The organism is Flavobacterium anhuiense, assembly GCF_050990855.1.
GTDB lineage: Bacteria > Bacteroidota > Bacteroidia > Flavobacteriales > Flavobacteriaceae > Flavobacterium > Flavobacterium anhuiense_C.
Map to the genome: position 1 here is coordinate 1,813,975 of NZ_CP158861.1, position 16,327 is coordinate 1,830,301.

The 16,327-nt window shown below is 33.8% G+C and carries 13 protein-coding genes; all 13 read left to right on the forward strand.

Translation table 11 applies throughout. The features are described from left to right. The first annotated feature begins 9 nt into the window (after positions 1 to 9). A complete protein-coding gene (gene sprA, locus ABTV69_RS08070; RefSeq protein ID WP_433835241.1) occupies positions 10 to 7,218 on the forward strand; it encodes a cell surface protein SprA in 7,209 nt (2,402 codons plus the stop codon). A gap of 86 nt (positions 7,219 to 7,304) precedes the next feature. Beyond that, complete coding sequence (gcvH, locus tag ABTV69_RS08075; protein ID WP_095927914.1) at positions 7,305 to 7,685, forward strand: glycine cleavage system protein GcvH; 381 nt, start codon at positions 7,305 to 7,307, stop codon at positions 7,683 to 7,685. Continuing rightward, positions 7,678 to 8,061: a VanZ family protein gene (locus tag ABTV69_RS08080; protein WP_433835243.1), complete on the forward strand. Its 384-nt coding sequence runs from the start codon at positions 7,678 to 7,680 to the stop codon at positions 8,059 to 8,061. Before gcvH ends, ABTV69_RS08080 begins: the two co-directional genes overlap by 8 nt. Positions 8,062 to 8,176: 115 nt before the next feature. Next, positions 8,177 to 8,920, forward strand: a complete 744-nt coding sequence (gene deoC, locus ABTV69_RS08085; RefSeq protein ID WP_433835245.1) for a deoxyribose-phosphate aldolase — start codon at positions 8,177 to 8,179, stop codon at positions 8,918 to 8,920. Between the two features lie 19 nt (positions 8,921 to 8,939). Further along, entirely contained in the window at positions 8,940 to 11,063 is a 2,124-nt protein-coding gene (locus tag ABTV69_RS08090; protein ID WP_433835247.1) for a gliding motility protein RemB, read from the forward strand. 156 nt (positions 11,064 to 11,219) lie between these two features. After that, on the forward strand, positions 11,220 to 12,122 hold the full coding sequence (gene cyoE / locus ABTV69_RS08095; protein ID WP_433835249.1) for a heme o synthase: 903 nt from the start codon (positions 11,220 to 11,222) through the stop codon (positions 12,120 to 12,122). A 2-nt stretch (positions 12,123 to 12,124) separates the two neighbouring features. Beyond that, positions 12,125 to 12,712: a cytochrome c oxidase subunit 3 gene (locus tag ABTV69_RS08100; protein WP_433835251.1), complete on the forward strand. Its 588-nt coding sequence runs from the start codon at positions 12,125 to 12,127 to the stop codon at positions 12,710 to 12,712. Positions 12,713 to 12,754: 42 nt separating this feature from the next. Then, positions 12,755 to 13,738, forward strand: a complete 984-nt coding sequence (locus ABTV69_RS08105; protein ID WP_433835253.1) for a cytochrome c oxidase subunit 3 — start codon at positions 12,755 to 12,757, stop codon at positions 13,736 to 13,738. Positions 13,739 to 13,756: 18 nt separating this feature from the next. After that, on the forward strand, positions 13,757 to 14,107 hold the full coding sequence (locus ABTV69_RS08110) for a cytochrome C oxidase subunit IV family protein (RefSeq protein WP_201998583.1): 351 nt from the start codon (positions 13,757 to 13,759) through the stop codon (positions 14,105 to 14,107). A 79-nt stretch (positions 14,108 to 14,186) separates the two neighbouring features. Then, the gene (locus ABTV69_RS08115; RefSeq protein WP_433835256.1) at positions 14,187 to 14,834 is read left to right on the forward strand and encodes a hypothetical protein; all 648 of its coding nucleotides are present in this window, start codon (positions 14,187 to 14,189) and stop codon (positions 14,832 to 14,834) included. Positions 14,835 to 14,840: 6 nt separating this feature from the next. Continuing rightward, entirely contained in the window at positions 14,841 to 15,527 is a 687-nt protein-coding gene (locus ABTV69_RS08120; protein WP_433835258.1) for an SCO family protein, read from the forward strand. A gap of 2 nt (positions 15,528 to 15,529) precedes the next feature. Beyond that, positions 15,530 to 16,072: a DUF420 domain-containing protein gene (locus tag ABTV69_RS08125; protein WP_433835260.1), complete on the forward strand. Its 543-nt coding sequence runs from the start codon at positions 15,530 to 15,532 to the stop codon at positions 16,070 to 16,072. Next, on the forward strand, positions 16,062 to 16,322 hold the full coding sequence (locus ABTV69_RS08130; protein ID WP_433835262.1) for a hypothetical protein: 261 nt from the start codon (positions 16,062 to 16,064) through the stop codon (positions 16,320 to 16,322). The genes ABTV69_RS08125 and ABTV69_RS08130 overlap by 11 nt, the downstream gene beginning before the upstream one ends. Positions 16,323 to 16,327 lie beyond the last annotated feature (5 nt).

Below are 16,327 nucleotides of genomic sequence, written 5' to 3' on the forward strand. Positions count from 1 at the left end.
AAGAATTCTATGCGTAAAATTTGTATTTTGTTGCTGGTATTACTCTGCAGTAATGTTTTGCGGGCACAGGTTACACCGGCGGCACAAGATACAACTAAAACTCAGTTTTCAGTAGGTAAGATAGAGTTGGAAGACCCACCAAGCGTGCTTTCAGCATATAGATATGATCCTATTACAGATCGTTATATTTATACTAATTCGGTAGATGGTTTCTCTATCAATTATCCTTTAATTTTAACTCCAAAAGAATATGAAGATTTAGTTCTAAAAGAAGCAAGAAGAAATTATTTTAGAAAAAAATCGGATGCTATTGATGGTAAAAAAGCAGGAGCCGAAGCTGCTAAAAAAGATTTATTGCCAAGGTATTACATCAATTCGAGTTTATTCGAAAGTATTTTTGGAAGTAATACCATAGATGTAAAGCCCACAGGATCAGTAGAGATGGATTTGGGTATGCGCTATACCAAACAAGATAATCCATCATTTTCGCCAAGAAATAGATCTAGCCTTACTTTTGATTTTGATCAAAGAATCAGTATGAGTTTAATGGGAAAAATTGGAACTCGTTTGGAGGTAAATGCCAACTATGATACACAATCTACATTCGCTTTTCAAAATTTATTTAAGCTAGCGTATACTCCTTCAGAAGACGATATTGTTCAGAAAGTTGAGGTGGGTAATGTGAGTATGCCTTTAAATAGTACCTTGATTCGAGGTGCGCAAAGTTTGTTTGGGGTAAAAGCACAGCTTCAATTTGGAAAGACTACCGTAACAGGAGTCTTCTCAGAACAGAAGTCTCAAACCAAAAGTATAGTCGCAGAAGGTGGAGGAACGGTACAGAACTTCGATTTATTTGCTTTAGACTATGATAATGACCGACACTTCTTCTTGTCACAATACTTCAGAAATAAGTACGATGCGTCACTTAAAAATTATCCATTAATTGATAGCCGTGTTCAAGTTACACGAATCGAAGTTTGGGTAACAAATAAGCAAAATAGGGTAAGCACATCAAATAATAACTTAAGAAACGTAATTGCACTTCAGGATTTAGGAGAAGGGCAGGTTTCTGGTGTTCCAGATAATGAAGTTGTTGTGATTACAGACCCAGTAGGCTTCTTTAATAATCCTGTAGATTCGCCAACTGATAATACAAATAACAAATACGATCCAGCTGCAATAGGCAAGCCAGGAAGTTATTTAAATTCTAATATTAGAGAAATTGTAACAGCAAAATCTGGATTTAATAATGCTAATACAAATGAAGGGACAGATTATTCTGTTCTAGAAAATGCTAGAAAACTAACCACAAACGAGTTTACTTTTAATGCACAGTTAGGTTATATCTCTTTGCAGCAGCGTTTGGCAAATGATGAAATTCTGGCGGTTGCATTTGAATATACTGTTGGTGGAAAAACATACCAAGTAGGGGAGTTCGGAAGTGATGGTGTAGATGCAACTGTAGTTACAGGAAATAACAATGCCAATCAGGCAATCGTAACACAAAGTTTGGTTTTGAAAATGCTGAAAAGTAGTTTGACAAACGTACAAAATCCTGTTTGGAACTTGATGATGAAAAACGTGTATCAAATTCCACAAGCTTATCAAATCAAGCAAGAAGATTTCAGACTTAATATTCTTTACACAGATCCTTCACCGATAAATTATATTACTCCAGCAACAGGAAGTACTTTTCCTCCAAATCCTGCGCCAGATGATAAGATAGAGCAAACGCCATTATTAAATGTCTTTAATCTGGACCGTTTAAATTACAATAATGATCCGCAGACAGGAGGAGACGGTTTCTTTGATTATGTTCCTGGGGTAACAGTAGATGTGCAGAATGCAAGAATTATTTTTACCACCAAAGAGCCTTTTGGAGAACTGCTGTTTAGAAAATTAAATACTAATTCTGGAGAAAGCTATAATGATCCAAGTACCTACAATGCGAATCAGAAGAAGTATGTGTTCCGAAATATGTACAAAAATACTCAGGCAGGTGCGTTGCAGGATAGTGATAAAAATAAATTCTTATTAAGAGGAAAATATAAATCTTCTGGAAGTAATGGTATTCCAATCGGGGCGTTCAACGTTCCCCAGGGATCTGTGGTAGTAACAGCAGCAGGACGTGTTCTGGTAGAAGGTATTGATTATAGCGTCGATTATCAATTAGGAAGAGTGCAGATTTTAGATCCATCCCTTCAGGCTTCCAATACACCAATTGAAGTTTCATTAGAAAACAATTCTATCTTCGGTCAGCAGACAAGAAGATTTATGGGATTTAATATTGAACATAAAATTTCTGAAAAATTTGTTATTGGAGGTACTTTTTTGAAAATGACAGAACGTCCATTTACTCAAAAATCTAGTTATGGACAAGAGTCTGTAAATAATACTATTTTTGGTTTCAATGGAAATTATGCAACAGAAGTTCCATTTTTAACCAGATTAGCTAATAAATTACCTAATATCGATACAGATGTTCCTTCTAACCTTTCGATTCGTGGAGAAATTGCATTTTTAAAACCAGATGCTCCAAAAGCAAGTGATTTTGAAGGTGAAGCTACGATTTATATTGATGATTTTGAGGGTACGCAAACTACAATCGATATGAGGTCTGCTTATGCGTGGAGTTTAGCTTCTACTCCATTTATTAATTCTGCTACAGACAATACTTTTAATGCTAGTTCAAATACATTAGAGTATGGTTATAAACGTGCAAAGTTGTCTTGGTACAGTATCGATCCAATTTTCTTTACTAATAAGCCATCTGGAATCTCAAACGATGATTTATCTTTAAATACAACGAGAAGAATTTATAGTAAAGAGCTTTATCCAAATACTGATATTGCGCAAGGGCAAATTCAGGTAATTAACACCCTAGATTTAACATATTATCCATCTGATAGAGGGCCATACAATAATAATCCTGATTTTGCTACCAGTGTTCCTTCTGCTAATTTTGGTGGAATTATGCGTGCTTTGAACTCAACTAATTTTGAACAAGGTAATGTCGAATATATTCAATTTTGGGTACTTGACCCTTATGTTGGTACAGGTCAGGCTCAAGGAACTAATAATGGAAAAATCTATTTCAATTTAGGGGAAGTTTCGGAAGACGTTCTTAAAGATGGAAGAAAACAATATGAAAATGGTTTAGGGCCAGATCAGGTAATGGTAAATCCGCAACCGCTTTGGGGAGATGTGCCAGCATCTCAATCTCTAATTTACGCTTTTGATACAAATGCAGATAATCGTAAAAACCAAGATGTTGGTTTAGATGGTTTACCAGATGCAAGGGAGGGATCTATTTATACCAATTACGCAGGAGATCCGGATCCTGCGGCGGATAATTATACTTACTTTTTGAATACAGACGGCGGCGTATTAGAGCGCTATAAAAAATACAACGGAACAGAAGGAAACTCTGCAGTAAGTGTTGATGATCCAAATAGAGGTTCAACAACACTTCCAGATGTGGAAGATATTAATCGTGATAATACGATGAGTACAATCAATGCCTATTATGAATATAGTATTGATGTACGACCAGGTATGCAAGTTGGAGAAAATTATATTACAGATATTAGAGAAGTTCAAAATGTAGAACTTCCAAATGGAGGTTCAACTAATGCAAGATGGATTCAGTTTAAAATTCCAGTTTCAAAACCTCAAAATACAATCGGAAATATTAGTGATTTTAGATCGATTCGTTTCATGCGTATGTTCATGACAGGATTTAATGATCAAATGACAGTTCGTTTTGGAGCTTTAGATTTGGTAAGAGGCGAGTGGAGAAAATATACAGGGACATTAGATGCAAATGATGTAAATCCGGATGATGATGGAACTCAATTTGATGTTGCCGCAGTAAATATCCAAGAAAACGGAACTAAATGTCCGGTAAATTATGTTATTCCTCCTGGAGTTCAGAGAGAGCAGCTGTACAACAATAATACAATTATCAACCAAAATGAACAGTCTTTAGCAGTTAGAATAGGAGGTTCAGGATTAGAATATCAAGATTCTCGAGCTGTTTTCAAAAATGTAAGCGTGGATATGCGTCAGTATAAAAAATTGAAAATGTTCCTTCATGCAGAATCACTTCCAAATGAAAGCCAGCTTTTAGATGACGAAATGATCGGATTTATCCGTTTTGGTAATGACTTTACACAGAACTTTTATCAAGTAGAGATTCCGTTAAAAGTAACAAGCACAGGTGGATCTTGTACAATTAGCGCTGATCAGGTTTGGCTTGAAGAAAATAATATTGACTTAGCATTGTCTTTACTGACAGCAATGAAAATTAAAGCGATGTCGATAGATCCTACTTCAGGTAAAAGAGATATCAATGGCGTTTATTATCCTGATGATGATCCTGAATTAATTCCATCTGGTGGTGATGGTGACAGTAAATTAAGATTAGGTATCAAAGGAAATCCGAATTTTGGATTGGTTCGAAATTTAATGGTCGGAGTAAAAAGTGCGGCAAACCATAAAGATATTTTGGGAGAAGTTTGGTTCAACGAACTTCGTATGTCTGACTTGGAGAATAAAGGAGGTATGGCTGCATTATTGAATGTTGATACCAATATGGCCGATTTAATGACTCTGTCTGCTTCTGGTAAAAAGAGCACGATTGGTTTTGGTTCTCTTGAACAAGGAGCCAATGAAAGAGATCGTGAAGATATTCAGCAGTATAATATTGTGACAAATATTAATTTAGGAAAATTGCTTCCATCTAAGTGGGGTATCAATCTTCCTTTCAATTATGCAATTGGAGAAGAGGTTATTACACCAGAATACGATCCATTTAATCAGGATATTAAGCTGGATCAATTACTAGCTGAAACAACAGACCCAACAGAAAAAGAAAACATTAGAACACGTGCAGTAGATTATACTAAACGTAAAAGTATCAATTTTATTGGTGTCAGAAAAGATAGAGCGCAAGAGCAAAAACCTCATGTTTATGATATTGAAAACTTTACGTTTTCTCAATCTTATAATCAGGTAGAGCGACATGATTATGAAGTTGAAAGTTATGAAGACGAACAATCTAATACTTCGGTTAACTATGCGTACACTTTCCAACCGAAAGAAGTAGTTCCGTTTAAGCAAACCAAATTCATGAAAACGAGTGATTATTGGAAATTGTTAAGCGACTTTAATATTAACTATCTTCCTTCGAATGTTTCGTTTAATACTAATATTTTAAGACAAAGCAATCGTCAGCAATACAGACAAGTTGATGTAGAAGGTATTGGATTAGATCCCCTTTACAGAAGAAATTTTGCATTTAATTATCAATATGGTTTTGGATTTAATTTGACCAAATCATTAAAATTAAATTATACTGCAGCGTCTAATAATATTGTTCGTAACTTTTTGAATGATGATAATACGCCAAAAGAAGACTTTAATATTTGGGACGATTATTTTGACATAGGAATACCAAATCAGCATTTGCAGCAATTGGTTTTAAACTATGATATTCCTATTAATAAAATTCCAATATTTAGTTTTGTAAAAGCAACTTATTCCTATACGGCAGATTACAATTGGCAAAGATCGTCAACGGCGCTTTCTCAATATGTTGATGACAGTGGTGTTTCATGGGATTTGGGAAATACAGTTCAAAATGCCAATTCGAATACGCTTTCTACTACATTAAATATGAATTTACTGTATAAATATTTAGGTCTGGTTCCAGGAGGAAAGCCTGCAAAACCAAAACCAGTAGCGCCGCCAAAACCGGGAGAGAAAATTGTAAATACGGCTAAACCAGTTACAAACAGTAATCCATTTTACGATGGCTTAATTGGAGTTTTGACGAGTGTTAAAAATGTTCAGATTAACTATACCAAGAATAGCGGTACCGTTTTACCAGGATATATTCCAGGAGTAGGTTTCTTTGGCTCCTCTAAACCTTCATTAGGATTCGTATTTGGTAGTCAGGATGATGTGCGCTTTGAAGCGGCTAAAAATGGTTGGTTAACTAGTTATCAGAATTTTAATCAAAACTTTACTCAAGTAAGCAACAAACTTCTGAAGGTAACAGCAAATGTTGATTTATTACCTGATTTAAAAATTGATTTGGCAATGGATAGAGCCTATTCTGAGAATTCATCTGAACAATATAGTGTAGATCAAAATACAGGAGAGTATATGCCATTGTCGCCTTATACTTATGGAATGTTTTCTATTTCGACTGTATTAATTAAAACAGCTTTTTCAACAAGTACGGAAACAGAATCAGCAGCATTTGATGATTTTAGAAGTAATCGTTTGGTGATAGCAAACCGTTTAGCAGAACAACATTATGGTGCAGGTGTTGAGATTCCTAGATATGGAGATGCGAATAATCCAATTCCAGCTGAAACAGATCCTAATTATAAAATTTATGTAGCCAATGAAGGATATCCTATCGGTTTCTCAAAAAGTAACCAAGCGGTACTGTTGCCTTCATTTATGGCGGCCTATACAGGAGGCAATGCTTCTAGCAGTTCTACAAGTATTTTTAGAAGTTTCCCTATTCCAAACTGGAATGTAAAATATAATGGTTTAATGCGTTATAAGTATTTTAAAGATCATTTCAGACGTTTCTCTTTACAGCATAATTATAGAGCATCCTATACAATTAGCCAGTTCAGATCTAATTTTGATTACTTGGAGAACCCAGGCGGTCAAGATGTGAACACGAACTTCTTCAATAAAACAATTATGTCTAATGTTAACTTAGTGGAGCAATTTAGCCCGCTGATGCGAGTAGATTTTGAGTTGAAAAATTCATTCCGTATATTAACAGAGGTTAAAAAAGACCGTGCTTTGTCTATGAGTTTTGATAATAACTTATTGACAGAGGTAAGAGGAATCGAATATGTTGTTGGAGTAGGATATCGTTTTAAAGACGTCATCATCTCGTCAAGATTGGCAGATAATCCAACTGGAATTATAAAAAGTGACATAAACATAAAGGCCGATTTTTCATATCGAAATAATGAAACCTTGGTTCGCTATTTAGATTACGATAACAATCAGCTGGCAGCAGGACAAAATATCTGGACTTTAAAATTAACGGCAGATTATGCTTTCAGTAAAAACTTAACAGCAATATTCTATTATGATCATTCGTTCTCGAAAGCAGTTATTTCGACTTCTTTCCCTCTAACGAATATCAGATCAGGATTTACACTTCGTTATAATTTCGGAAATTAAATTTGAGTTTCTAAACTAGATTTCATTAGAAGATTATTACATTTGTGGCTATAATTTTAAACAATCAATTTTCAAACACAACGATTATGAGCATACCAGCAAATTTAAAGTACACAAAAGATCACGAATGGGTTAGCATCGAAGGAGATGTTGCGACTGTAGGAATTACTCATTTTGCACAAAAAGAGTTAGGAGATATCGTGTATGTTGAGGTAGAAACTTTAGATCAAACACTTTCAAAAGACGAAGTTTTTGGAACGGTTGAGGCTGTAAAAACAGTTTCTGATTTATTTTTACCGTTAACAGGTGAAATCATTGCTTTTAATGAAGATTTAGAAAGTGCTCCTGAAACTGTAAACTCAGATCCTTATGGAGCTGGATGGATGATTAAAATAAAAATTGCTGATGCTTCAGAAATTGATACTTTATTATCTGATCAGGCTTATAAAGAATTAATCGGTGCCTAAACAACTATTATTAATTTGGGCAATTCTCTGTTCTGGAATCATTGGCTATTTTTGTCTGACAGATTCTAGTAATATACCAGCAGTTAGTTTTCCGAGTATTGATAAGATTGTACATTTCTGTTTTCATTTTGGATTTACAATTTCATGGATTTTGTTTTTCAAAAAAGAATTAAAGGGAAAAGATTCAGACGATTATAAAGCGTATCTAATTTCGTTTATATTCTCTGTTTTTTTTGGAATTACAATTGAAATTCTTCAAAGTGCTCTTACGGTGACAAGAACTGCAGATGTTACAGATATTCTGGCAAATGCACTTGGAGCCTTTGTGGCAGTTTTTTCGGCAATAGGATTTAAAAGGCAAATCGATAAAATATAATTCAAGAAACCCACTTCGGTGGGTTTTTTATTACAAGAAAATCAAGCAGTTAAAAAGCTATGTTTTATCAATTTAAAATGTACTTTTGTGCTGGTTTTCTGCAACTTCAATCAAAATGAATGTAAAGCAATATTTAGACTCCACGTATTTAAAAACTGCATCGCAAGCTGGTCTTTCGGAAGCAGAAAATGCTGTTGTGGTCCAAAATGCAATTGTCGAGGCAATTCAAGAAGGTTTTAAACTGATTATGATTCGTCCAGAATATGTTGCGATGGCGAAAAAAATGATTGTCGAAGCCAATTCTGTTTTGTTGGTTGGAACCGTAATCGATTTTCCTGAAGGAAAGTCGAGTCTTGAAGCCAAAATAAAAGAAGCAAACGAAGCAATTGCAAACGGAGCCGACGATTTGGATTTTGTTTGTAATTATGAAGCGTTCAAAAACGGTGATCTTGATTTGGTTAAAAAAGAAATTTTAATTGGAACACAAATCGGATTGGCCAACGATAAAACAGTAAAATGGATTATCGAAGTTGCTGCCTTAACAGATAAAGAAATTATGCAGCTATCTGCTTTGATAAAACATGTTGTAGTATCTAATTTTAAAGAAGATGATTTTGACTCTGTTTTTGTGAAATCTTCGACAGGTTTTTACCAAACAGATAATAACCTGCCAAATGGAGCAACAGTCCCGTCAATAATCATGATGCTAGAAAATGCCTCGCCACTTTTAGTGAAAGCAGCAGGTGGAGTTCGCTCATTTGATGAAGCAGCAGAAATGATTCGGTTAGGAGTAAAACGTATCGGTACTTCTGCGGCAAAAACAATTGCAAACGGAGAAATTTCGCCAAATCAATATTAAACAAATACCCAAATTTTAAGTGAATAAGTTTTTTTTGTCCCTTGTTTTAATTTTTTCGTTCTTTATTATTTCCGCACAGCAAAATGGCAATTCTTCAGTTCAGCCAGGTTTTGCGACAGAAAAATTTCCCGTTTTTCCTAATTGCGAAAATCTAGAGGGCAAAAAATTGGAGAACTGTTTTTATAAAGAAGTTCAGGATTTCGTATTCAACAATTTTCAGGTTCCTCAAAAATTGAAAGAGAACAATTATAAGGGAGCAGTAAAATTGCTTTTTGAAGTAAATGCAGAAGGAGAATTTAAAGTTATTTATGTTTCTGCAGAAAACGAGGAATTGTCTGAAGAAGCAAAAAGAGTATTCGGAACTTTTCCAAAAATAAAACCATCAACTTATAGCGGCAAACCTACTTATTCGAAATATACGATATCGATCGATATTCCGCTAAAAAGTGCAGCACAACTTGAAGCAGAAGCTTTGGCAGCAGCAGAAATAATAAAGCAAACAGCTAAACCAATGACTGAATTGGATAGTATTGTGTATAAAAAATACCGAAATCCAGAATTTGATAGTCATTTAAATATTCCTTTTTCACATAGCTACTATTCGCAATTTGATGCAGAGATGAATCAGGTTGGAAGCAATAGTCATACGGCATCTAAGCCTTATACTTATGCTGAGGTTTCAAAATATTATAATTTAAGAGCAGTTAATGAGTCGTTGCAGAAAAAAACTTCGACTTGGCTGGGAAGAAAATGGTGGAATGAAAATCTAGTACAGATTCAGGGCGAAGATTACTGGTTTGTTTTAAATCCTATTGTGGATTTACAATTAGGAAAAGCTTCAGATCTTGATGCTTCTTATACTTATGTGAATACTAGAGCGCTAAACTTTCGAGGAGGTTTAGGAAAACAAATTAACTTTACGACTACGTTTTTTGAAAGTCAGGGAAGATTTGCAGGATATTTTAATGATTATGCTGAATCAATTAAACCTTCTGGAGGAAATCCAGCTATAATTCCAGGGATTGGAATCGCTAAAAGATTCAAAACAGATGCATACGATTTTCCTTTAGCAGATGCTAACATTACTTTTGCACCAGGTAAAATTTTTGATTTTCAATTAGGTTATGGACGAAATTTTATTGGGGATGGTTATCGTTCTTTATTAGAAAGCGATGGAGCAAGTCCGTATCCTTATTTTAAGTTGAATACAAAATTTTGGAAAATTAAGTATACCAATACGTATATGTGGATGAAAGATGTTCGTCCAGAGGTAACGGCTGAAAGAACCTATGCAACAAAATTTATGGCAAACCATTATTTGAGCTGGAACGTTTCAAATAGATTAAACTTAGGATTTTTTGAATCTGTTGTTTGGACAAACTCGAACAATAGAGGTTTTGATGCTAATTTTATTAATCCGATTATTTTTTACAGAGCAGTAGAATTTGGTTCTTCATCTAAGAGTGGGAATGCTCTTTTAGGAATAACAGGAAAATACAAGTGGAATAACAGCTTAAATCTGTATTCGCAATTCTTGATTGATGAATTTTCTGTTTCTGATGTAGGAGCTGGGAATCAAAGCTGGAAGAATAAATTCGGATTTCAATTTGGGGCAAAGTATTTCAATGCGTTTAATGTAAAAGATCTTTTGGTACAGGTTGAATTTAATCGCGTTCGTCCTTACGTATACTCACATAGTGCTGTTATTACTAATTACGGACATAACAATCAGAGTGTAGGGCATCAATGGGGCGGAAACTTTAAAGAGCTTATTGCGATTGCAAGATATCATAAAGGGCGCTGGCTTGCCGATGCAAAATTTACAGTTGGAACAAGAGGTTTAGATTTTGATACAGTAGAAGACTCTTATAATTATGGAGGGAATATTTATAAAAGTTATGATGTAAAACGTCCGTATGATACAGGCGTCAAGATAGGGCAGGGAAATAAAACAAATGTTTTTATTGCTGATATACAAGGAGGGTATTTAATTAATCCAATGACAAACTTGAAGTTGTTTGGAAGTCTAATCTATAGAAATTTTGATCCAACGCAAGAAACAGCCGCAACTTTTAAGCAAAGTACAACTTGGTTTAGTATTGGATTGCGTTCAGATATTTTTAACTGGTATTTTGATTACTAGCTTTTAATAAGATTTTTCGAAACAATAGTGTTAAAGAATGCTGAGATCTTAATTTGTATAGGTTTTATTGAAAAAATCTAATTTTATAGGTTTAAATTCTACAATCTAATTTGTACATTTGCACCACTCAAAAAAAATATACAAAATACAACGGTATTGAACGCTGCAAAAAATACATTATCACTTAAATCAATATTTCTAGACTTTAAAGAGATTACTAAAGCTGGTTTAGCTATTAGTGTTTTGTTTTCTTCTATTGCGGGATATTTGTTAGGAGTAGATTCTGAACATCCTTTTAAATGGAGTGTTTTGGCTGTTTTGGCAGTTGGAGGTTATTGTATGGTTGGAGCTTCAAATGCTTTTAACCAAGTAATCGAAAAAGATATCGATTCTTTAATGGATCGTACTAAAAATCGTCCGGTTCCTTCTGGACGTATGTCTCCTAAAGTAGCTTTATTAGTGGCAAGTTTGCTGACTATTATGGGTATTGCGCTTCTTTATACAATAAACGCTAAGTCAGCAATGTTTGCTGCAATTTCTATATTCTTGTATACGAGTGTTTATACGCCACTGAAAACAGTTACCTCACTATCTGTTTTTGTTGGAGCTTTTCCTGGCGCGATTCCGTTTATGTTGGGCTGGGTAGCGGCAACTGGCGAATTTGGAATTGAAGCGGGCACTTTGTTTTTAATTCAATTTTTTTGGCAGTTTCCACATTTTTGGTCGATTGGCTGGTTTTTGTATGAAGACTACGAAAAAGCGGGAATTTTTATGCTTCCAACAGGCAAAAAAGATAAGGGAACAGCATTACAAATCATCTTGTATACAATTTGGCTTATTATAGCATCGTTATTACCTGTATTAGGTTTTACAGGACAATTATTTATTTCTCCAATTGCGGCAGTTTTGGTGTTTCTATTAGGGATTTGGATGCTTTTTTATGCAGTTCGTTTGTATAAGTTGAGAACCGCAAAGGCAGCGAGAACATTAATGTTGGTAAGTGTTTCTTATATTTCGCTTTTACAAATTGTATTTATAGTAGATAAATTTTTAAGATAGTTATGGAAATGACATTGAAAACAAATGAAGAACAAGTAAGAAAATCAAAATCAGCAAAATTGATTCTGCTTTTCGCAATGGTTAGTATGACCATGATGTTTGCTGGTTTAACAAGTGCATTTGTAGTAAGTAAATCAAGAGCAGACTGGTTGAAGAACTTTGAGCTTCCTTCTGCATTTTACTGGAGCACTGCGGTTATTATTGCTTGCAGCATTACTTTTCATCTGGCAAAAAAAGCAATTCAAAAAGACAACAGGAGCGCAGTTACTAGTTTGCTTCTAGGAACTTTAGCTTTAGGGATTTTATTTATAGTACTTCAATTCAAAGGATTTGGACAAATCGTTGCAGAAGGGTATTACTTTACAGGAGAAGGTAGTTCAATTACTACAACTTTTCTTTATGTGGTAACAGTTACGCACTTGTTACACTTGGCTGGCGGATTAATTTCACTTTTAATTATAATTTATAATCATTTTAAACAAAAATACAATTCGACTCAAACTCTTGGTATAGAACTAGGTGCGATGTATTGGCACTTTTTGGATTTATTATGGGTATATTTATTTTTATTTTTATATTTCTTTAAATAAGAAAAAAACGTAAATTTGGGAACTTTTTAACGAATATCTTTTATGGGAGCGACAGTTACTACTGCAAACAACGACGAAAAAACTTGGGGAGGCGGTCACAATGAGCCTTTAGGAGCAAGTTATGGTAAAATGATGATGTGGTTTTTTATCGTATCAGATGCCTTAACATTCTCTGGATTTCTAGGAGCTTATGGTTTTTCTAGATTTAAATTTATTGAAACTTGGCCTTTGGCTGATGAAGTGTTCACTCACTTCCCATTTATGCATGGTGTTGCGGCTCCAATGTATTATGTAGCATTAATGACTTTTATTTTGATCTTTTCTTCTGTAACAATGGTTTTGGCTGTTGATGCAGGACACCAATTGAAAAAGACAAAAGTTGCAATTTATATGTTCTTAACTATTATTGGAGGTTTAATTTTCGTTGGTTCTCAAGCTTGGGAATGGAAAAACTTCATTAAAGGTGAATATGGAGCAGTTGAAACTGTTGGAGGTAGCTTACTTCAGTTTGTTGACAAAGATGGTAAAAGAGTAGCTTTAGCTGATTTTGCTGTTAAATTGCCAGAACAAAGAGAAGCTCTAACAAGAAGCCACTCAACTTGGTTTATGGAAGATGCGCAATCTCTTCCGACTTATACAGTTGCTGAAGTTCAGGCTGGTTTTAAAGCACATCCTGAAATCTTAATCAGAACAGAAAAACTTACAGATAAAAAGAAAAAAACAATCTTATCAAGAGAAGAATCTGAAAAGCATTTAGCTACTGCTAAATATGTTGTAGAAGGTGCTAACTTGATTAGAAATGAGTACGGTAATAAATTATTTGCTGATTTCTTCTTCTTTATTACAGGTTTCCACGGATTCCACGTATTCTCTGGAGTTATTATCAATATCATTATTTTCTTTAACGTATTATTAGGTACTTATGAGAAAAGAAGAAGTTACGAAATGGTGGAAAAAGTTGGATTATACTGGCACTTCGTAGATTTAGTTTGGGTATTTGTATTTACAGTTTTCTACCTAGTTTAATTTTAGAATTTAATTATTATGTCACACGAGCACGTATCAAATACAAAAAGAATCTGGTTTGTTTTCGGATTACTTTCAGTAGTAACTACAGTTGAAGTTATTTTAGGTATCTACAAGCCTGCATCATTAGAATTTACTCATTTTGTTGGTTTGAATCTGTTAAACTGGATTTTCTATATCCTAACAGTTTTTAAAGCATATTATATTGTATGGGCATTTATGCACATGGAAGGTGAAAAAAGCAGCCTTAGATGGTCTGTAGTTTCTCCTGTTATCTTCCTAGTTTTATATTTATTGTTTATTCTGTTGACAGAAGGGCATTATATTTATGGGGTTTTTAAAGATTCTACTATTAAATGGAATTTTTAACATGATATTAATTCGAAAAGAAGCTCCGATTTACGGAGCTTTTTTTATTTTTGTACCTCAATAATTTTCCATTAATACAATGAAAAAAAATATAGTTCTCTTTGTACTTTTTGTATTGCCAATCGTAGCGTATTTGTTTTTTGCTTCTGGTGTAAATAGTTTTACAACACTTCCTGTAATAACACCAAAAGTGGCTGATTTTGGAAATTGGAATTCATTAAACGGAAAAAAAATCTCCCTTGATAAAAAGATTACTGTATTAGGTTTTGCTGGTACGAACATTCTTGAAAATAGAGGCAATTATTTTAATTTAAACGAAAAGATCTATAAACGTTACAATGGTTTTGAAGATCTTCAATTTGTAGTTCTTTGTCCTATAGGAACTGAAAAAGAAGCTCAGAAAATAGTTGATGCTTTGTCTCCTTTTACAGATGTTAAAAACTGGAATTTTGTGTTTGCTTCAAAAGAAGACATCCAAAGCTTTTATGACGGATTGCATTTAAAAGAAAAACTAAATGAAAATCTGGGAACTTCTAATGTATACATCATCGACAAAGAACGCAATTTAAGAGGAAGAAAAGATCAGAAAGAGTATAAAGAAGGTTACGATACTTTTCATCCGTCTGAGTTGAGCAATGAAATGCTGGATGATTTCAAAATCATTTTATATGAATACCGCGCGGCTTTAAAGAAGAATCATAATGCTACTAAGCAACTTTTAAAATAATTTATAATGTTTAAAAACAAATCATATATTGGAATCTCTTTTATCATTTTGATTTTTGGGATTTATGCAATTCCTAAAATTGTTGATCGAGTTAAAAACGGTGACGTTGTAAAAGGAAATCGTTTGGATAATGTTGGTGTAAAATCTTCAAAAGAGGCTAAACTTTTGACTATTGGTCCAGCTCCAAAATTTGAATTGACGAATCAGGACAATGTTAAAGTTTCTAATGAAACATACAAAGGAAAGGTATATGTTTTAGAATTCTTCTTTACAACTTGCCCCTCAATCTGTCCAAAGATGAATATGAGTATGTTGGAAATTGAGAAGACTTTTTTCGGTAATCCTAATTTCGGAATTGTTTCTATTACAATAGATCCAAAACACGATACGCCACAAGTTTTAAAAGATCATGCAAAATTGCTTGGAGTCAAATCTTCCAACTGGAATTTCTTGACTGGAGATCGAAATATAATTATGGATTTATCAAACAAAGGTTTTAATCTTTATGCAGGAGAAAATGATAAAGTAAGCGGAGGATTTGAACACTCAGGTTTATTTGCTTTAATTGATAAAGATGGAAACATCCGTTGCCGAAAAGACGAATTCGGAAATCCAAATATCTACTACGATGGTTTAGATAAAAAAGGAGTTCGCGATATTCAAGAAGACATTAAAATTTTATTAGCAGAATAAAAATGGAAGATAATACTTTAGAGAAAAAATATAGTAAATTCATTATTGCCGTTTCAATTATAATTCCGGTTGTAGTAGCAATTTTGTTTGGAGTTAAACTAAAAGACTTTGGTTATAATGTTGAACCTTTGTCTATGCTGCCTCCAATTTATGCAACAATCAATGGTTTTACAGCGGTAGTTTTGGTTGCGGCTGTTTTGGCTATTAAAAAAGGGAATCAAAAACTGCACGAACGATTAATGACTTTGGCTATTGCGTTGTCTGTTGCGTTTTTGGTGATGTATGTTGCTTATCACATGACTTCAGATTCTACTAAGTTTGGTGGAGAAGGAGCAATACGTTATATCTATTTCTTTATCCTTGTAACACACATTTTATTATCAATTGCCATTATTCCGCTTGTTTTAATAACGTATGTAAGAGCGCTTGCAAAACGTTTTGACAGACATAGAAAAATAGCTAAAATCACTTTTCCGCTTTGGCTGTATGTTGCAGTAACAGGAGTAGTGGTTTATTTAATGATTTCTCCATATTATGTACACTAATAATAAAAACCAAAAGTCAAATTCCAAATTACAAAGTTTTATTCTTGGGGTTTGTATTTTCTTAATTGGAATTTCAGCCAATGCACAATGCGCTATGTGTCGTGCGGCTTTAGGAGGAGATTCTAATACTAAAAAAGCTGAAGCAGTAAATGATGGAATTGTTTATTTAATGGTAATCCCGTATTTGCTCGTATTAATAATAGGATATTTGATTTATCGAATGTATTCTAAAAAGAAAAAAGCAGTGTAATTTTA